We start from the raw sequence: 18460 nt of genomic DNA on the forward strand, positions 1-18460 counted from the left end.
CGCGCGGAGCGGACGGCGGAAACGGAAGAGGGGACCCCCGCGGGTGCGGGGATCCCCTCCGGTGCGGGCCGGCTCGGCGGTGCCGGGCCGGTCCGCGCCGGCTCACTCCTCCTCGTCGTCCTCCAGCCGGGCCAGCCAGGTGGCCAGCCGGTCGACCGGGGTCTCGAACTCCGGGTTCAGGTCGGTGAACGTGCGCAGCCGCTCGGCGAGCCAGGCGAAGGAGACCTCCTCCGCCCCGCGCCGCCGCTCCAGCTCCTCGACACCGCGATCGGTCTCGTACACGGCCTACTCCACCGGCGGGAACACCGTGTTGACCACGGCCTGCTGCTCCACCTCGTGCCGCTTGGCGGAGCCGGCGGCCGGGGAGGAGCTGGCCGGGCGGGAGACCCGGGTGAACGGCCGGTCCAGCTGCTCGGAGAAGACCAGCGCCACGAACGGCCAGGGGCCCATGTTCGCCGGCTCCTCCTGCACCCACAGCACCTCGCCCGCGTTGGGGAAGGCGGCCAGCTGGGCGCGGATCTCCTCGACCGGGAGCGGGTAGAGCCGCTCCACCCGGATCAGCGCGGTGTGCGTGTCACCGCTGCGCTTCCGGGCGGCGTCCAGGTCGTAGTAGATCTTGCCGGAGCAGAGCACCACCCGGCGGACGTCCTCGGCCTTGACCGAGGCGTCCGGGATGATCGGCTGGAACGCGCCGGTGGTGAAGTCCTCCACCGTCGACGTCGCCTGCTTGGCGCGCAGCATCCACTTCGGGGTGAAGGTGATCAGCGGCCGGTGGATCGGCGACTTGGCCTGCCACCGCAGCAGGTGGAAGTAGTTCGCCGGGGTGGTGGGCATCGCCACGGTCATGTTCTCCTGCGCGCACATCTGCAGGAACCGCTCGATGCGGGCCGAGGAGTGGTCCGGCCCCTGGCCCTCGTAGCCGTGCGGCAGCAGCAGGGTGACGCCGGAGCGCTGGCCCCACTTCTGCTCGCTGGAGCTGATGTACTCGTCGATGACCGACTGGGCGCCGTTGACGAAGTCGCCGAACTGGGCCTCCCAGGCCACCAGGGCCTCCGGGCGCTCCACCGAGTAGCCGTACTCGAAGCCCAGCGCCGCGTACTCGCTGAGCAGCGAGTCGTGCACGTAGAACTTCGACGTGCCCTTGTCGAAGCGCTTCAGCGGGGTGTGCACCTCGCCGGTCTTCTTGTCCATCAGGGCGGCGTGCCGCTGGCCGAAGGTGCCGCGCCGGCTGTCCTGGCCGACCAGGCGGACCGGGTGCTCCTCCTGCAGCAGCGAGCCGAAGGCCAGCAGCTCGCCGGTGGCCCAGTCGATGCTGCCCTCTTCGACCATCTGCGCGCGGCGCTGCAGCTGCGGCAGCAGGCGCGGGTGCGCGGTGAAGCCCTCGGGCAGGTTCACCTGGGTGTCGATGATCTCCTTGACCTGCTCGGCGGAGATCGCGGTGGACACCGCGGTGTGGTCCAGCCGGCCCTCGTCGAACACCTCGGGGCGGACCACCGAGCCCGGCTCGATCGGCTTCTTGTCGGCCTCGCGGGTCTCGGCGAAGACCCGCTCCAGCTCCTGCTGGTACTCGCGCAGGGTCTGCTCGGCCTCTTCGACGGTGATGTCGCCGCGGCCGATCAGCGCCTCGGTGTACAGCTTGCGGGTGGACCGCTTGGCGTCGATGACGTTGTACATCAGCGGCTGGGTGAACTGCGGGTTGTCCATCTCGTTGTGCCCGCGCCGCCGGTAGCAGACCAGGTCCACCACGACGTCCTTGTTGAACGCCTCGCGGTAGGCGAAGGCCAGCTGGCCGACGCGCACCACGGCCTCCGGGTCGTCCCCGTTGACGTGGAAGATCGGCGCCTGCACCATCCGCGCCACGTCGGTGGCGTAGACGCTGGACCGGCTGTCCGCCGGCGAGGTGGTGAAGCCGACCTGGTTGTTCACGATGACGTGCACCGTGCCGCCGGTGCGGTAGCCGCGCAGCTGGGACAGGTTGAGCGTCTCGGCGACCACGCCCTGCCCAGCGAACGCCGCGTCGCCGTGGATCAGCAGCGGCAGCACGGTGAAGCCCTGCGGGCCCTTGTCGAGCACGTCCTGCTTGGCGCGGACGATGCCCTCGGCGACCGGGTTGACGGTCTCCAGGTGGCTCGGGTTGGCCGCCAGCGAGATGGAGATCTTCTCGCCGTCCGGGGTCTCGAAGGTCCCCTCGGTGCCCAGGTGGTACTTGACGTCACCGGAGCCGTGCGCCGAGCGCGGGTCCAGGTTGCCCTCGAACTCGCCGAAGATCTGGCCGTAGGACTTGCCGCAGATGTTGGCGAGCACGTTGAGCCGGCCGCGGTGCGCCATGCCGATGACGACCTCGTCCAGCTCGGCCTTGGCCGCCCGGGAGATGATCCCGTCCAGCAGCGGGATGAGGGACTCGCCGCCCTCCAGCGAGAACCGCTTCTGCCCGACGTACTTGGTCTGCAGGAAGGTCTCGAAGGCCTCGGCGCTGTTCAGCCGGCGCAGGATGCGCAGCTGGTCGTCGTGGTCGAGCTTCTCGTGCTCGCGCTCGACGTGCGCCTGGATCCACTCCCGCTCCTCCGGGGACTGGATGTGCATGTACTCGATGCCGACCGTGCGGCAGTAGGTGTCCCGCAGCACGCCCAGGACGTCGCGGAGCTTCATCACCGGCTTGCCGCCGAAGCCGCCGGTGGGGAAGTCGCGCTCCAGGTCCCACAGGGTGAGGCCGTGCTGGAGCACGTCCAGGTCGGGGTGGCGGCGCTGCTTGTACTCCAGCGGGTCGGTGTCGGCCATCAGGTGGCCGCGGACCCGGTAGGCGTGGATCAGCTCCTGCACCCGGCTGGTCTTGTCCAGCTGGTTGGAGGTGTCCACCGAGATGTCCTGGGTCCAGCGCACCGGCTCGTAGGGGATGCGCAGGGACTTGAAGATCTCGTCGTAGAAGCCGTCCTCGCCGAGCAGCAGCCGGTGGATGCGCTTCAGGAACTCGCCCGACTGCGCACCCTGGATGATGCGGTGGTCGTAGGTCGAGGTGAGCGTCATGACCTTGCTGATGGCCAGCCGGTTGAGCGTCTCGGGGGAGGCGCCCTGGAACTCGGCCGGGTACTCCATCGAGCCGACGCCGATGATGGTGCCCTGGCCGGGCATCAGCCGCGGCACCGAGTGCACGGTGCCGATGCCGCCCGGGTTGGTCAGGCTGATCGTGGTGCCCTGGAAGTCCGGCACGCCCAGCTTGTTGCCGCGGGCCTTGCGGACCAGGTCCTCGTAGCCGCTCCAGAACCCCTTGAAGTCCATGGTGTCGGCGGCCTTGACCGAGGGCACCACCAGCTGGCGGGAGCCGTCCGGCTTCTGCAGGTCGATGGCGAGGCCGAAGTTGACGTGCTCGGGCTTGGCCACACCGGGCTTGCCGTCGAGCTCGATGTAGGAGTGGTTCATCTCCGGCATCGACTCCAGGGCCTTGACCATGGCGTAGCCGATGATGTGGGTGAACGACACCTTGCCGCCGCGCGCGCGCCGCAGGTGGTTGTTGATCACGATGCGGTTGTCGAAGAGCAGCTTGACCGGGACCGCGCGGACACTCGTCGCGGTCGGCATGGCCAGGCTGGACTCCATGTTGGTCGCGGTGCGCGCCGGGGCGCCGCGGAGCCGCTCCTGGGTGACCTTCAGGGCCTCGTCGGTGGGAGCGGCGGAGGAGCCGGCCTCCTTCTCGGCGGACTTCTTCGCGCCCTTCGCGGCGGGAGCGGCCTGCTTGGCCTCGGCCTTCCCGCCGTTGCCGGAGGGTGCGCCCGTGGCCGACGGCGCACCCTTGGCCGCCCCCTTGGCGGATCCGGACTTGTAATCGGCGAAGAAGTTCCACCACGCCTTGTCAACGGAGTTCGGGTCGTTCAGGTACTTCTGATAAAGCTCCTCGACCAACCACTCGTTCGGGCCGAAATCTGTCAGGGGTTGAGACGCCTCAGACGACACGGCGGAGATCGCCCTCTTCCGCAGCTCGCTTGTGAATGTATGGATGTGGGGACCGCCGCTCGGCGGAGCGGGAGTCGGAGCACGCCGACCATCGCAGGGCCGCACGGGTGTGATCACCCGGCCGACGATCCCGGTAACAGGCTAGCCGTCCGGGCATGAAGATGCTCCCCCCAGGCCGAGAGTGGACTGGGAGATACCTAACAATCATTCACAAAATCGAGGTCAGGGCGGGGGTGGAAGGTCCGATCCGCCCTGGTCGGCCGCGTCCGGCGGAGGCCGGCCGCAGACCACCATGCCCCGCCCGCGCCCCGGCCAACCCTGCGGGCCGGAACGGATTTCCCGGGCCCGCCGGAACCGGGGGGCGCCCCGCGGCGTCGTACGGTGTGTGCGCGACCGGGCAGGACGGCCGGTCCCGAGTCCGGCGGGCCACGGGGGTCCCGCCGGGCCGAGGAGCGGGTCCGGTGCGCGCAACGCTCCCGGGGCCCGCGGGCCCCGGGGGCCTTCCGCCCCTCCGCCCGCGCCCCCCGGCCCGCGCCCGAGCATTCGGGGCGGCCGCTCGCACCCCCGACGGCCTCTCAGAGCTTGCGATGGTCCCAGCTGGCCGTCCGCTCCACGTCCAGGAAGACCGCGACCCGCTTGCGCCCCGCCCGCTCGATGCCCTCCCGGGCCTCCGGACCCTCCAGATCGGCCGCCGGGACCCCGGTCATCGCCGCGGTCACCGCGGTGCCGACCCGGGCCACCGCGGCCGGGTCGCCGTCCAGCTCGGCGGTGCCGTACAGCACCAGCCCGCGCAGCTCGCCGTAGTCCTCGCCATCGTCCACCAGGCAGGTCATCCGCGGGTCGCGGCGCAGGTTCACCGCCTTCTGCGAGGAGGCGTAGGTCCAGAACGCCAGCCGCCCGCCGACCATCGCGTAGAACAGCGTGGACAGGTGCGGTGCGCCGTCCCTGCCGACCGTCGCCACCTGCACCTTCCGGTTGGCCGCCAGGAACGCCTCGGCCTCCTCGCCGGTCAGCCTGATCCGGGCCCGCCGGTTCCCGCCCCGGCCCGCCGCCTCGTCCACGGAACCCTCCTCCGCTCGACCGCCGCCGCCCGCGCCGGGCGGGGCACCGCGCCCCGGTCCGCAGGGACCGGTTCCGATTGTGGCGCACGCCGCACCGGGGCGCCCGGGCCGGGGTCCGGCGCGGCCGCCCCGGCGCCGATTCGGGTACCGCGGCCGGGACGCGATCGCCGATTCGGGCGGCGCCCCCCGGCTCCGCGCGCGGATCGGTGCGATATCCCGGAATCCCCTTCGCGGCGGGGGCGGCGCTCTTAGCATGACGGCACGGACGCCAGGGAGGTGCTGGGCTGGTGAAGGAGTTCGGCGAACTCGAAGCCGCGATCATGGACGCGCTCTGGGACGCGGACCGGGCCCTCGCGGTGCGGGACATCCGGGCCACCATGGACTACGGGCGGGACGTCGCCTACACGACCGTCATGACGGTCACCAACATCCTCTTCCACAAGGGCCTGCTGGGGCGGGAGAAGTCCGGGCGGGCCTGGCAGTACCGCCCGGTGCGGACCAGGGCCGAGCACGCCGCGCGCCGGATGGGCGAGGTCTTCAGCGGCTGCGGAGACCCCGGCGCCACCATGCGCAGCTTCGTCGAGGAGATCAGCGACGAGGACCGCGCCCGGCTCCTGGACGCGCTCACCGAGCTCCGCCCCGCCCACCGGACCGCCGCCGCCGGGGGCTGACCGCCGGCGCGGCGGGGCCCGCGCACCGCCCGCGGAAGGCGGCGCGTCTATGCTGCCGGTGTGGAAGAACCCCTTGTCGAACGGATGCGCGGCTACGGCGAGACGATCTTCGCCGAGATGAGCCGCCTGGCCGCCGAGACCGGATCGATCAACCTCGGGCAGGGCTTCCCGGACACCGACGGGCCCCGCTCGCTGCTGGACGCCGCCGCGGAGCACATCCGCGCCGGGGTCAACCAGTACCCGCCCGGCCCCGGCCGCCCGGAGCTGCGCGCCGCGGTCGCCGAGGACCGCGCCGCCCGGTACGGCCTCTCCTACGACCCCGACGGCGAGGTCTACGTCACCGTCGGGGCCACCGCGGGCATCGCCGCCTCGGTGCTGGCGCTCGCCGGGCCCGGAGACGAGGTCGTGCTCTTCGAGCCGATGTACGACTCCTACGCCGCGGTGGTCTCGCTGGCCGGAGCCGTCCGGCGGCCCGTCCCGCTCCGCCCCGGCCCGGACGGCCGGTTCACCTTCGACCCGGCCGAGCTGCGCGCCGCGGTCGGCCCGCGCACCCGGCTGATCATCGTCAACACGCCGCACAACCCCACCGGCACCGTGCTCACCCGGGACGAGCTGGAGGCGGTGGCCGCGCTCTGCCGCGAGCACGACCTCATCGCGGTCACCGACGAGGTCTACGAGCACCTGGTCTACGGCGGCGCCGAGCACGTCCCGCTCGCCGCCCTGCCCGGCATGCGCGACCGCACCGTCTCCGTCTCCTCGGCCGGCAAGACCTTCTCGGTCACCGCCTGGAAGACCGGCTGGGTGACCGGCCCCCGGCCGCTGGTGCGCGCCGTGCAGACGGTCAACCAGTTCCTCACCTTCTCCGCCAACGGCGCCCTCCAGCTGGCCATCGCCGAGGCGATCCGCGGCGAGCAGGACTGGATCCGGGCCCAGCGCGACGCGCTCCAGGGCAAGCGGGACCGGCTCGCCGCGGGCCTGTCCGCCGCCGGGTTCGGCGTGCTGCGGCCGCAGGGCACCTACTTCGTCATGGCCGACGTGCGCCCGCTCGGCTACACCGACGGCGTGGAGCTGGCCCGCGCCCTGCCGGCCGAGGCCGGCGTCGCCTGCGTCCCGGCGCAGGTGCTCTACGACGACGCCGACGAAGGCCGGCACCTGGTGCGGTTCGCCTACTGCAAGCGCGACGAGGTGCTCGACGAGGCGGTGCGCCGCCTCACCGGGGCCTTCGCCGGCCGACCCGCCCCCGAGGAGAGAAGAGAAGACGCCCCGTGACCGCACCCACCGCCCCCGCCATGCCCGCCGACCTGCGCGCCGCGGCGGAGGCCGCCAAGGGGTTCATGCCGGCCGACGAGGGCGAGGCCCTCTACCGGACCGCCCTGGAGTACGCCCCGCTCGGCCCGGTCGTGGAGATCGGCACCTACTGCGGCAAGTCCACCGTCTACCTGGCCGCCGCGGTCCGCGCGGCCGGCGGCGGCCCCGTGGTCACCGTCGACCACCACCACGGCTCCGAGGAGCACCAGGAGGGCTGGGAGTACCACGACCCGTCCCTGGTCGACCCGCGCACCGGCCGCCTGGACACGGTGGGCGAGTTCCGCGGCACCATGGCCGCCGCCGGGGTGGAGGACGAGGTGGTCGCGGTGCTCGGCCGCTCCGCCGAGGTCGCCCGGCTCTGGGGCGCCCCGCTCGGCATGGCCTTCATCGACGGCGGCCACACCGAGGAGGCCGCCCAGGCCGACTACGAGGGCTGGGCCCCGCACGTCGCCCCCGGCGGCGCCCTGGTCATCCACGACGTCTTCCCCGACCCGGCCGACGGCGGCCGGCCGCCCTACAACGTCTACCGGCGGGCCCTGGACTCCGGGGCCTTCACCGAGGTCCGGGCGGTGGGGTCGCTGCGGGTGCTGCGCCGCACCGGCGACGGCGCCTGAACCCCTGCGCCGCGGCGGCCCCGAGAGAGGCGCGGGGCCGCATCCCCGTTCGTGCGCGCGCGAGCCCCGGAACGCATAGGCTGCGTTCCGGGACCACGACACACGACGGCCTTCACCGGCCGGACAAGGGGTGCATGCACAAGTGGCGAGCAACGGCGCTGCTGCGCGGATCGTTCAGCACACACTCGACAACGGGCTCCGCCTGGTCACGGCCCCGGCGGCCACCGGACAGGTCGCCGCGGTCAACCTGTGGTACGGCGTCGGGTCGCGCCACGAGGTGCCCGGCAAGACCGGCTTCGCCCACCTCTTCGAGCACCTGATGTTCCAGGGCAGCGGCGGCGTCGCGAAGGGCGAGCACTTCGACGCGATCGAGCGGCTCGGCGGCGAGATGAACGCGTCCACCTCCACCGACCGCACCAACTACTTCGAGACGGTGCCCGAGCACGCCCTGGACCTGGCGCTGTGGCTGGAGGCCGACCGGCTCGCCACGCTGCGCGAGGGGATGTCCCAGGAGGTTCTGGACAACCAGCGCGACGTGGTCAAGAACGAGCGCCGGCAGCGCTACGACAACGCGCCCTACGGCACCGCGCTGGAGCGCATCCTCCGCCTCGGCTACCCGGAGGGGCACCCCTACCACCACCCGACCATCGGCTCCATGGCCGACCTGGACGCCGCCGACCTCGACTACGTGCTCTCCTTCCACCGGCTGCACTACGGGCCGGACAACCTGGTCCTCACCGTGGTCAGCGACCTCGACCCGGCCGAGGTCCGGGAGCGGGCGGAGCGCTACTTCGGCGCGATCCCGGCCCGCACCGAGATCCCCGGCGCCCCCGACGCGGCGCTGCAGGGGCCGATCGGCGGCCCGGTCCGGGAGAGCGTGGTGGAGGCGGTCCCCGCGGCCGGCGTCTTCCAGGGCTACCGGGTCGCGCCCTACGGCGAGCGCGAGTTCGACGCGATGCACCTCGCCTCGGCCGTCCTCGGCCAGGGCCAGGGCAGCCGGCTCTACCGGCGGCTGGTCATCGAGCGCGAGCTGGCCGCCCCGGGCGACTCCGCCGACATCATCCCGTTCCGCTACACGCCCAGCCTGATGCTGGTCAACACGATCGCCCGGGAGGGCGTCAGCGGCGACGAGCTGGAGCAGGCCGTCCTGGAGGAGACCGCGACGCTGGCCGAGGGGGTCACCGAGGAGGAGCTGGACCGGGCCCGCGCGGTCCTGGAGCGGGACCACCTCCAGGCCATCTCCACCCCCTCCGGGCTCGCCGACGAGCTGGGCGCCTGCACCCAGCTGTTCGACGACCCCTCGCTCGCCTACACCTGGCCGGACCGGTGGACCGGCATCACCGCCGAGGAGGTCGCCGAGGCCGCCGGCCGGCTGCTGGTCGCGGAGAACCGCCTCACCGTCCGCTTCGACCCCGAGAACGCGGAGCAGGCGGCCGAACCCGCCGCCTGAGCCGCCGCGCACGCCCAGCCAGCCGCCCAGCACACACCAAGAGAGAGCCGTTGTGAGCCAGCTGCAGCCCCGCCCCGTTCTCGGCGCCCCGAAGCCCTACACCTTCCCGGAGCACACCCGCCTCGCCGTCGGCGGCGGCGACATCGTCGCCATCGACGTGCCCGGACAGAAGTACGCCTCCATCCGCCTGGTCCAGCCCTTCGGCGGGCTGAGCGACCCCGCGGACCGCAAGGGCGTCGCCATGCTCACCGCCGAGTCGCTGGAGGACGGCGTCCAGGGCGACAACTCCCTGGCGCCCGCCCTGGAGCGGCACGGCGCGGACTGGATCTGCTACGCCACCTGGGACAGCTTCGTCACCGGTGTGGACGCGCCGACCACCCGGATCTCCGACGCCACCGCGCTGTTCGCCGAGGCGGTGCGCGGCCCGGCGCTGCGCGACGAGGACGTGCTGCGCCGCCGCGAGCAGCTGCTCGAAGGGTTCTGGCTGGAGGCCTCCCGGCCGGGCCGGCTGGCCATGCGGGCGATCGGCAGCCAGCTGTTCAGCGGCCGCTACGCCACCCCGATCAGCGGCGCCCCGGTGGCGCTGCAGGGCGTCGAGCCGGAGATGGTCCGCGAGTTCCACGCCGGAACGGTCGCCGCCGGCGCCGGCACCCTGGTCGTCGTCGGCGACCTGTCCGGCGTCGACCTGGAGGGGCTGGGCCGGACGGTGTTCGGCGACGCCGCCCGGGTCGCCTTCCCCGAGCCGGTCGCCCCGGCCCCGGCCCCCGGGGAGCTGCCCCGGGTGCTGCTGCTGGACCGCCCCGGCTCGGTGCAGTCGGCCCTGATCCTGGCGCAGCGCGCGCCGTCCCGCGCCGAGATCGACCTGCCGCGCGCCGAGGGCATGAGCGAGGTGCTGGGCGGCATGTTCACCTCCCGGCTCAACCAGAAGCTGCGCGAGGAGCTCGGCTACACCTACGGCGTGGGAAGCCGGTTCGACCTGCGCCGGGACAGCGGCGTCTTCCTGATCAGCACCCAGGTGGACACGCCGACCACGGCGCCCTCGCTCACCGCGGCGCTGGAGGAGGTCCGGCGGTTCAAGGCGGACGGCGCCACCGAGAGCGAGCTCGCCGCGGTCCGCCAGGCCAACACCGTCGGCCTCCCGGTCACCTACTCCAACGCCCGCAGCCTGGCCCACGCGCTGGTCGAGATGGTCGTGCACGACCTGCCCGCCGACCACGTCGACCGGCTGCGGGCCGGCTACGAGGCGCTCACCGCCGAGGACCTGCGCTCGGCGGCCGAGGAGTACCTGGACCCGGCGGCGACGGCGGTGATCGCGGTCGGCGACGCCGCTTCGCTGAAGGACCCGCTGGGCGAGGCCGGGTTCGGCCAGGTCGACGTGCGCGACCCGGAGAACCTCTGGAACTGATCGGCCCCGGCCGGCGTCGTAACCTGCGACGCCGGCCGGATCGACCCCGCGCACCGGTTTGAAGCCCGTGATGTGGTGCATACATTTCGGGGAGAGCCGGATCACGGAATGCGGGGCGTCCGATCGGACATAACAGAACCGAAGCCAAGTGGTCGTGATCCGGCAACCGCCAGTTCGGACGCCCATTCGAGCTGATATAACGATTGGTCCGAGCATTGGTCGACGCCGCCGTCGACGCGACCGCGAACCGCCCGCAGGAGGCCGCGATGGCCCTCGAAAAGACCCGCTGAGTGACCGTGTCCTCCATCGAGAACCCAGAGACAGAGCGGCCCGACCCCTCGTCCGACTCCGCGCGCCCGACCACCCTCGAGGCCGGGCCGGAGGAGCGCGTGCTGAAGGGGCGCTACCGGATGCGGGAGGAGATCGCCCGGGGCGGTGTCGGCACCGTCTGGCGCGCCACCGACCTCGTCCTCGACCGCGAAGTGGCGATCAAAGAGCTGCGCCTGCCCACCGACCTCTCCTCCGAAGAGCGCGAGCAGCTGCTCCGCCGCACCACCAGGGAGGCCCGGGTCGCGGCCCGGCTCACCCACCCCGGCGTGGTCACCGTGCTCGATGTGGTGGACGAGGACGACCGCCCCTGGATCGTCATGGAGCTCGTGGTGGCGAGCACCCTGGCGGAGATCCTCGACGTCGCGGGCCCGCTGCCCTACCAGCGGGTCGCCGAGATTGGCCTGCAGCTGGTCGACGCGCTCAAGGCCGCGCACGACGAGGGCATCGTGCACCGCGACGTCAAGCCGGACAACGTGATGATCAGCGAGGCCGGCCGGGTGGTGCTGACCGACTTCGGGCTGGCGGCGTGGGCGGGGGAGTCCGCGCTGACCACCTCCGGGCGGATCATCGGATCGCCGTCCTACATCCCGCCGGAGCGGGCCAAGGCCGGCCCGGTCGGCCCCGAGTCCGACCTGTGGTCGCTGGGCGCCACCCTCTACACCGCGGTCGAGGGCCACCCGCCCTACGACCGCAAGGGCTACATCCGCATCCTCAAGGGCGTCGAGCTGGAGGAGCCGCCGGCCGCCGAGCACGCCGGCCCGCTCGCCCCGGTCCTGGCCGGCCTGCTGCACGTCAAGCCGGCCGACCGGCTCACCGCCGACAACGCCGCCAAGATGCTGCGGATCGCCGCGCTCGCCCCCTGGGCGCCGGAGACCAGCCCGGAGACGGCCGCCCGGTCCGCCGCGGAGACCGGCGCCACCCCGGTCGTCCCGCCGCAGAAGCAGGCCGGCGGCGTGCAGGCGGCGCCGGCCGGGGACGGGGAGGCGGAGGCCGAGGCGGGCGGCGGGGGCGAGGAGTCCTCCCGCGACTCCGCCCGGGAGCACTTCCGGCAGGGCGCGCACGTGCTGCGCCACTCGCTCCAGGAGTCCGTCTCCGACCTGCACGACTCGGTCTCGGAGTCGGTCAGCCACCTGCACGAGCGGCTGCAGCGGCACCGCCCGGAGGCGGTGGGCCACCTGCTCACCTCCATCCGGGAGTCCACCGACACCCTCGGCCTGACCAGCTCGGGGAAGCATCGGGGCGGCACCCGCCTGCCGGTCGTCATCGGCGTCGGGCTGGGCGTGCTGGCGCTGCTCGCGGTGGTGCTGTGGGCTCTGCTCTTCCGCTGACCGGAGGAGGGGCGCTCTCCCCCCGCTCGGCGGGGAGGGGCCGGGCCGCGCAGGGTCCGGAGCGCGCCGGAAGGGCCCGCCGGGAGAACCGAGGCGCAGGCGGCCCGCCGCCTGCGCCTCCGTCGTACGTCCAGCCGTAGGGCCGGCGGGATTCGAACCCGCACTGGACCGCCCCTAAAACGGTTGCCTCTGCCGATTGGGCTACGGCCCCGTGCGCGGCCTCCCCGGCCCATGGGGAGGACCCCCGCGGGCGTCCCGGGGGCCGCCGCTGTCGAGAATGGCAGCTCCGGGGGAGGAACCGCAACTCGGTCGCGGACCCCCGTCCCGGCCTGCGAAAACGCGCCGCTAGAGCCCGAGCTCGCGCTTGATCCGGTCCACGTGGCCGGTGGCCTTCACGTTGTAGAAGGCCTTCTGCACGGCCATGTCCGGGCCGATCACGAAGGTGGAGCGGATGACGCCCTGCACCACGCGGCCGTAGTTCTTCTTCTCGCCGAAGGCGCCGTAGGCCTGCAGGGCGGCCTTCTCCGGGTCGCCGAGCAGCGGGAAGGTCAGGCCCTCCTGGTCGCGGAAGGCGGCGAGCTTCTCCGGGGCGTCCGGGGAGACGCCGAGCACGGTGAGCCCCGCGGAGTCGAAGGCCCGCAGGTTGTCCCGGAAGTCGCAGGCCTCCGTGGTGCACCCGGGGGTCATCGCCGCGGGGTAGAAGTAGACGACCGCGCTGCCGCCGGAGGCCTTGACCACCTCGCTCAGCGTCACCGGGTTCCCGTCGGCGTCGGGGAGGGTGAAGTCGGGGGCGGTGTCGCCCGGCTGCAGGCGCGCGCTGGTGTCGGTCACGGGACTGTGTTCCTCTGCTGTCCGTGGTGGCTGGATCTGACCGGCCCAGCCTATTCCCGGCGCGCCGCCGGGGGGCGAGGGGGCACGACATGCAGGGGAAGTGCCCGGTATCGCGTAGGGTTGTGCGGATTCCGGATCGCCGCCGGGCGCCCCCGCCCTCCCCGGCGCGGCCCCTCCCGAGCGCCGTCGAGCGCAGAGCCGCCCGCCGGGACGCCGTCCGCCCCTCGGCGGCCGGCCGCGGTGGCCCCGCCGCCGGAGGTCCGGAACGCGGCGGCCCCCCTTGTGGCCGCCTGCCGGATGCGTAGACTCATCCGTCACACACCTCGACCGGAACCCCTACCCGCCCGGGAGCGCACCGACGATGGCCGAATACACCTTGGACGATGTCCGGGAGCGCACGTGCCGCGCACGCGACTCGTGGTGGACGGTGGCCTTCGTCGACCCCGCGGCGGTCAGGCTGGTGAGACTGGCCGCCAACCGCACCCGGATTACCCCGGACCAGCTGACCGTGGCTGCGCTCTTCTTCGGGCTGGGCGCGGCGGCGTGCTTCGCGATGGGGACGCCGGCCTTCCTGGTCGCCGGCGCGCTCCTGTACTTCCTGTGCTTCCTGCTGGACTGCATGGACGGCAAGCTCGCCCGGCTGACCGACCGGGAGACGATGTTCGGCTCCTGGATGGACTACGTCTTCGACCGGTTCCGGGTGCTGGTGTGCGCGGTCGCGCTGATGGGCGGCCAGTACGTGGTCGGCGGCCAGGTGGTCTTCGTCTGGATGGCGCTGGCCGTGGTCTCCGCGGACATGCTGCGCTACCTCGACGCGCTCCAGGTGTACAAGATGCGCCGGGAGATGCGCTCGCGGATCGCCGGCGTGCTGGAGCGGGCCCGCGCCGAGCTGTCCATGCTGGTCGGCGAGGACGGTGCGCCGGGCGCCGGGCAGCGGCCGATGAGCGACCAGGGCGAGCAGGCCGTGCTGCGGCACGGGATCTCCGTGCTGGAGCAGATCCTGCGCACCCAGACCGAGAAGGAGAGCCGCCAGGACGCGGTCGCGGGCAAGCAGCCCGACGTGCACCTGGTCCGCCCGCTGCCCCGGGTCGACCTGCACCAGGAGTTCCGCACCCGGTTCCCCTGGTACCAGCGGGTGTGGGACGCGCTCCGGGCCCGCCGGATCCGCACCCACCTGGTCAGCGGGATCGAGTTCCAGATGGCGGTGTTCGTGCTGGCCCCGCTCGCCGGGGTGGTCTCGGCTGCCGCGATCGTCTGGATCACTGCGATAGCGGGTGTTTTGCTCCTCGCCTTCGAGATCGCGATCATCTATAAACTGTGGTTGTCCACGCGGGACTTCTTCCGTGTCGTGGACGGGATCGAAGGCGCGTTGGGATTCACGGGGCCGCATGAGGGGGCGTCGGCCCTGGGGCCGGTCGCGGACTCCTCACAGGTGACCCTGCGGTAGCGGAAGGAAGCGCTTTATGGAGGAGAGCGGCCCCGCCGGGGCGCGCCGAGACCCGGCCGGGGTCCGGGCGGAGATCGAGCAGGTGCAGCGGAGGCTGGCCGCGACGCTCGACGAGCTCAACGACCGGACCAGGCCGGCCAACCTCGCGCGGCGCGGAGCCGATCGGCTGCGCGGCGCGGGCGAGCGCCTGGTCGACGAGGCCCGCGCGCTGGCGACCGGCAGCGCGGTCCGGGTGGACAGCCGGGTCGAGGACCCCCCTCAGGGCAGTGTCCGGCTCAAGGGCGAGGACGAGGTGGTCTCCACCTACTCCACCCGCGGCCAGCTCCCGCCGGAGGCGCTGATCCTCGGCGCCGGGGTGGGCATCGCGGTGGTCGTCGGCGTGGTCGCGCTGGTGCGCCGCAGGGCCAGGCGCGGGCGCTGACCGCCGGTCCGGGAGGACTCCGGGGCGGGGAGGGGGTGCGGCCCCCTCCCCGCCCCGTCCGCGTCCGGGGGCGGGGCGCCGGAGGTCAGAGGAAGGTCCGGCCCTCGCCCCGGTAGGTGGGCGCGGTGCGCACCACGCGGGCGGCCCCGGTGCCGATTCCGTCGACCAGGTGCAGCTCGGCGAAGCGCTCGCACAGCTCGCCGGCCTTCGCGTGCCGCATCCACACCCGGTCGCCGACGGCGAGTCCGTCGGCGGCGGGGCCGATCAGCGGGGTCTGCACCTCTCCGGGCCCCTCGGTGGGGCTGTAGGCGAGCCCTTCCGGCAGGTAGGGGACCGGGAGCCGGTCGGCGCCGGCCGCGCCGGAGGCCGGGTAGCCGCCGCCGAGCGCGGTGGCCACGCCCGGGGCGGGGCGGCGCACCACGGGCAGCGCGAACAGCGCGGCCGGGCGGCGGTCGGTGCCGGTGTAGTGGTCGAACAGGTGCGGCTGGTACAGGCCGGAGCCCGCGGCCACCTCGGTGACGGCCGGCTCCCTGCTGGTGGTGTGCAGGCTGCCGGTGCCGCCGCCGTTGACGAAGCGCACCTCGGCGACGTCCCGCACCGCCTCGGTGATGGCGGCGCGCCGCGCGGCCAGTTCGCGGCGGGAGCGGCCCTGCACCCAGCGGAGCGTCCGGCCGTAGAGCGGGCGGCCGGGCGGGTCGTCGCCCACGCCGGCGATCTGCGCCTCGTAGGCCATCACGCCGTCCAGCAGGAGCTGCGGCCGGCGGAGCACGGCCCGGGCGAGCGCGGCGGCGTGCGCGGGGGTGCGCAGCGGCGACCGGTGCGCGCCGATCCGCATCCGCGGTCCGAGCGGCTGCCAGCTGGTGTCCACGTCGATGCAGACCCTGATCGGCAGCACCGGATCGGGGGCGGCCCGGGTGATGAGGTCGAGGTGGGCGACGGAGTCGACCATCAGCGTCACGGAGGCGGCGGCGCGCGGGTCCGCGGCGAGCTCGGCGATGGCGGCGGTGTCGGCGGTGGGGTAGGCGACCAGGACGTCGTCGCTGACCGGCCCGTCGGGGTCGGCGGCGAGCCAGAGCGCCTCGGGGAGGGTGAAGGCCATGACGCCGGCGAACCCCGGGAGCCCGAGCGCCGTCCGCAGCAGGGCGCGGCAGCGGAGGGACTTGCTGGCGATGCGGATGGGGGTGCCCCCGGCGCGTTCGGCCAGGTCGGCGGCGTTGGCGCGGAACGCGGCCAGGTCCACGACGGCGAACGGGGCGGTGAGGTCCCGGGTCGCCGCGTCGTAGCTTTCGCGAGCGCTTCTCATATGCGGAGCATCCCATACCTTCATGAAAAACATTCATATATGTCCGGGATGTGTGCGCTGGGGCGGGTGTGGATGTGGGATCGCACCGGATCCGCGCGCTGTCGCCCCCGCGCGCGGCCGCACCTGGATAACCTGGGTGATCGCTGCTGACCTGCAGTGCTCTCGCTGTCTTCCGGAGTGCCGTGAACCATGAACGACCGTGAATTCGTGCTGACGCTGTCCTGCCCCGACGGCCGCGGGATCGTCGCCGCGGTGGCGAACCTGCTCGCCGAGCACGGTTGCAACATCACCGAGAGCCAGCAGTACGGCGACCACTACACCGGCCGGTTCTTCCTGCGCACCCAGTTCATCGCGGAGGCGCGCCCGGGGGCCGGGCCGATCGGCGAGGACGGGCTGCGCGCCGCGTTCGCGGGCCTGGCGGCCGCGCTGCCGGCCGGCGGGGACGGCACGGACCCCGCCACCGAGTGGCGGCTGTGGCGCCGCGACCGCCGGCCGCGCACCCTCGTCATGGTCTCGAAGTTCGGGCACTGCCTGAACGACCTGCTCTACCGGTGGCGCAGCGGGCTGCTCGACGCCGACATCGCGGCCGTCGTCTCCAACCACCCCGACCTCGAATTCCTCGCCCGCTCCTACGGGCTGGACTTCCACCACCTGCCGGTCGCCCCGGAGAGCAAGCGGGACCAGGAGCGCCGGCTGCTGGAGCTGGTCGACTCCCACGACGTGGACCTGGTGGTGCTGGCCCGCTACATGCAGGTGCTCTCCGAGGACCTGTGCGCCAAGATGTCCGGCCGGATCATCAACATCCACCACTCCTTCCTGCCGAGCTTCAAGGGCGCCCGCCCCTACCACCAGGCGCACGCGCGCGGGGTGAAGCTGGTCGGGGCGACCGCGCACTACGTCACCGCCGACCTCGACGAGGGCCCGATCATCGAGCAGGAGGTGACCCGGGTGGACCACACGCACAGCCCCGAGCAGCTCACCGCGATCGGCCGCGACCTGGAGTCGGTGGCGCTGGCCCGCGCGGTCAACTGGCACGCCCAGCGGCGGGTGCTGCTCAACGGCTCCAAGACGGTCGTCTTCCGCTGACCGGGAGAGGGCTTCTTCCGCCGGCCGGCGGAGGAAACGGTCGGAACCGGGGGCGCCCCGGGTCCGGCCGTTTTTCGTTTTATTACTCGTCGGTTCTTTGGTGTGACCGGGCGTGACAGTAGGGTTGGGGTCGATTCACGACCGAGGCGGAGCGGCGCACCCCCTTCCGGGGCGGGGCCGCACCGCCGGCCGGCGCCGCGGGGGCGGCGCGCAACGGGGGGAGAACGGCCATGGGCGACGCTGGAGACAAGTTCGACGACCTCGCAGGCAAGGCCAAGGAGGGCGCCGGCAGGATCAGCGGCGACGAGGACCTGGAGCGGGAGGGCAAGGCCGACCAGGCCAAGGCCGCCGCGAAGGAGGCCGCCAAGGAGGCCAAGGAGAAGGCCGGGGAGGCCGCGAAGAAGGCCAAGGACGCCTTCAAGCGCTGACCGGCGCCGAGGCCGAGGAGGAGGGGGCGCAGTGACCGACACGAAGAGCGAGGCGAAGGTGCCGGGGGCCCGCCCGGACGAGAACCGCCGGTCGCGCTCGCAGAGCGGCGACCTGGTCACCGCCGAGGGGCGCACCGAGATCGCCGACCACGTGGTGGCCAAGATCGCGGGCATGGCCGCCCGCGAGGTGAGCGGCGTGTACGCGATGGGCGGCGGGGCCGCCCGGGCCTTCGGTGCCGTCCGCGACCGGCTGGTGTCGTCCGGATCGGGAGGATCGGACGGCGGATCGGCGGCGCGCGGCGTCGCGGTCGAGGTCGGCGAGCGGCAGGCCGCCGTCGACATCGACCTGGTGGTGGACTACGGGGTGTCCATTCCGGACCTGGCGTCCGCGGTGCGGCGCAACGTCATCGGCTCGGTGGAGCGGATGACCGGCCTGGAGGTCACCGAGGTCAACATCAGCATCGACGACATCCACCTGCCCGACGAGGGCGAGGAGGCGGAGGGCGGCGAACCGCCCCGGGTGCAGTGAGCCGATGTCGGGCACGGAGGTGATCGAGACCGCCCGGCGGGTGGCCGAGCGGGTGGCGGCCCTGCCGGACGTGGTGGAGCTGTCGGCCGGACCCTACGGCACGATCGCCACGCTGGGCGCCGGGGTCCGGGTCAAAGGGGTGGCGGTCCGCGACTCCGGCGTCGAGGTCGGCGTCGTGGTCCGCTACGGCCGCCCCCTGCCCGACATCGCCGAGGAGGTGCGCGAGGCCGCGGCCGCGGAGGCCGGCCCGGGCGGCGTGCACGTCTCGGTGGAGGACGTGGTGGCGGGGACGGTCTAGCC

General features: G+C 73.3%; 17 protein-coding genes and 1 tRNA gene. 12 read left to right on the forward strand and 6 right to left on the reverse strand.

Features of this window, described 5'->3' with window-relative positions; all coding sequences use genetic code 11:
* Nucleotides 1-102: 102 nt before the first annotated feature.
* The 3 genes from J0910_RS08355 to J0910_RS08365 all read right to left on the reverse strand — a co-directional run bounded on the left by J0910_RS08355 (nt 103) and on the right by J0910_RS08365 (nt 5009).
* Complete coding sequence (locus J0910_RS08355) at nt 103-282, reverse strand: DUF6104 family protein (protein ID WP_420157949.1); 180 nt, start codon at nt 280-282, stop codon at nt 103-105.
* A 3-nt stretch (nt 283-285) separates the two neighbouring features.
* On the reverse strand, nt 286-3948 hold the full coding sequence (locus J0910_RS08360; protein ID WP_420157950.1) for a multifunctional oxoglutarate decarboxylase/oxoglutarate dehydrogenase thiamine pyrophosphate-binding subunit/dihydrolipoyllysine-residue succinyltransferase subunit: 3663 nt from the start codon (nt 3946-3948) through the stop codon (nt 286-288).
* 575 nt (nt 3949-4523) lie between these two features.
* Complete coding sequence (locus J0910_RS08365) at nt 4524-5009, reverse strand: pyridoxamine 5'-phosphate oxidase family protein (RefSeq protein ID WP_420157951.1); 486 nt, start codon at nt 5007-5009, stop codon at nt 4524-4526.
* A gap of 287 nt (nt 5010-5296) precedes the next feature.
* Between J0910_RS08365 and J0910_RS08370 the strand changes: the two genes are divergently transcribed.
* The 6 genes from J0910_RS08370 to J0910_RS08395 all read left to right on the forward strand — a co-directional run bounded on the left by J0910_RS08370 (nt 5297) and on the right by J0910_RS08395 (nt 12115).
* Nucleotides 5297-5680, forward strand: a complete 384-nt coding sequence (locus J0910_RS08370; protein WP_420157952.1) for a BlaI/MecI/CopY family transcriptional regulator — start codon at nt 5297-5299, stop codon at nt 5678-5680.
* 60 nt (nt 5681-5740) lie between these two features.
* Nucleotides 5741-6949, forward strand: coding sequence for a pyridoxal phosphate-dependent aminotransferase (locus J0910_RS08375; RefSeq protein WP_420157953.1), 1209 nt, complete (start codon nt 5741-5743; stop codon nt 6947-6949).
* On the forward strand, nt 6946-7602 hold the full coding sequence (locus tag J0910_RS08380; protein WP_420157954.1) for a class I SAM-dependent methyltransferase: 657 nt from the start codon (nt 6946-6948) through the stop codon (nt 7600-7602). The genes J0910_RS08375 and J0910_RS08380 overlap by 4 nt, the downstream gene beginning before the upstream one ends.
* 142 nt (nt 7603-7744) lie before the next feature.
* Nucleotides 7745-9052, forward strand: coding sequence for a M16 family metallopeptidase (locus tag J0910_RS08385; protein WP_420157955.1), 1308 nt, complete (start codon nt 7745-7747; stop codon nt 9050-9052).
* Between the two features lie 52 nt (nt 9053-9104).
* Nucleotides 9105-10457, forward strand: a complete 1353-nt coding sequence (locus J0910_RS08390) for a M16 family metallopeptidase (RefSeq protein WP_420157956.1) — start codon at nt 9105-9107, stop codon at nt 10455-10457.
* A 290-nt stretch (nt 10458-10747) separates the two neighbouring features.
* The gene (locus tag J0910_RS08395) at nt 10748-12115 is read left to right on the forward strand and encodes a serine/threonine-protein kinase (RefSeq protein ID WP_420157957.1); all 1368 of its coding nucleotides are present in this window, start codon (nt 10748-10750) and stop codon (nt 12113-12115) included.
* A gap of 137 nt (nt 12116-12252) precedes the next feature.
* Here J0910_RS08395 and J0910_RS08400 read toward each other — a convergent pair.
* Nucleotides 12253-12326: transfer RNA gene (locus J0910_RS08400), tRNA-Leu, on the reverse strand.
* A 134-nt stretch (nt 12327-12460) separates the two neighbouring features.
* The gene (gene bcp, locus J0910_RS08405) at nt 12461-12946 is read right to left on the reverse strand and encodes a thioredoxin-dependent thiol peroxidase (protein ID WP_420157958.1); all 486 of its coding nucleotides are present in this window, start codon (nt 12944-12946) and stop codon (nt 12461-12463) included.
* A 361-nt stretch (nt 12947-13307) separates the two neighbouring features.
* Here bcp and J0910_RS08410 point away from each other — a divergent pair, with 361 nt between their 5' ends.
* Entirely contained in the window at nt 13308-14393 is a 1086-nt protein-coding gene (locus J0910_RS08410; RefSeq protein ID WP_420157959.1) for a CDP-alcohol phosphatidyltransferase family protein, read from the forward strand.
* 16 nt (nt 14394-14409) lie between these two features.
* Nucleotides 14410-14814, forward strand: a complete 405-nt coding sequence (locus tag J0910_RS08415) for a DUF3618 domain-containing protein (RefSeq protein ID WP_420157960.1) — start codon at nt 14410-14412, stop codon at nt 14812-14814.
* Nucleotides 14815-14899: 85 nt separating this feature from the next.
* Here the strand turns inward: J0910_RS08415 and J0910_RS08420 are convergent, their stop codons facing one another.
* Nucleotides 14900-16117 carry an alanine racemase gene (locus J0910_RS08420; RefSeq protein ID WP_420157961.1) on the reverse strand — a complete coding sequence of 406 codons (1218 nt, stop codon included), beginning with the start codon at nt 16115-16117 and terminating at the stop codon, nt 14900-14902.
* A gap of 189 nt (nt 16118-16306) precedes the next feature.
* Here J0910_RS08420 and purU point away from each other — a divergent pair, with 189 nt between their 5' ends.
* The 4 genes from purU (at nt 16307) to J0910_RS08440 (ending at nt 18458) form a co-directional block, all read left to right on the forward strand.
* Nucleotides 16307-17203, forward strand: a complete 897-nt coding sequence (gene purU, locus J0910_RS08425; RefSeq protein ID WP_420157962.1) for a formyltetrahydrofolate deformylase — start codon at nt 16307-16309, stop codon at nt 17201-17203.
* Between the two features lie 230 nt (nt 17204-17433).
* Nucleotides 17434-17631 carry a CsbD family protein gene (locus tag J0910_RS08430; RefSeq protein WP_420157963.1) on the forward strand — a complete coding sequence of 66 codons (198 nt, stop codon included), beginning with the start codon at nt 17434-17436 and terminating at the stop codon, nt 17629-17631.
* A 31-nt stretch (nt 17632-17662) separates the two neighbouring features.
* Nucleotides 17663-18160, forward strand: coding sequence for an Asp23/Gls24 family envelope stress response protein (locus tag J0910_RS08435; RefSeq protein WP_420157964.1), 498 nt, complete (start codon nt 17663-17665; stop codon nt 18158-18160).
* A 4-nt stretch (nt 18161-18164) separates the two neighbouring features.
* Entirely contained in the window at nt 18165-18458 is a 294-nt protein-coding gene (locus J0910_RS08440) for a hypothetical protein (RefSeq protein WP_420157965.1), read from the forward strand.
* Nucleotides 18459-18460: the final 2 nt, after the last annotated feature.

The organism is Nocardiopsis oceanisediminis, assembly GCF_048595525.1.
GTDB classification, from domain to species: domain Bacteria; phylum Actinomycetota; class Actinomycetes; order Streptosporangiales; family Streptosporangiaceae; genus Nocardiopsis_A; species Nocardiopsis_A oceanisediminis.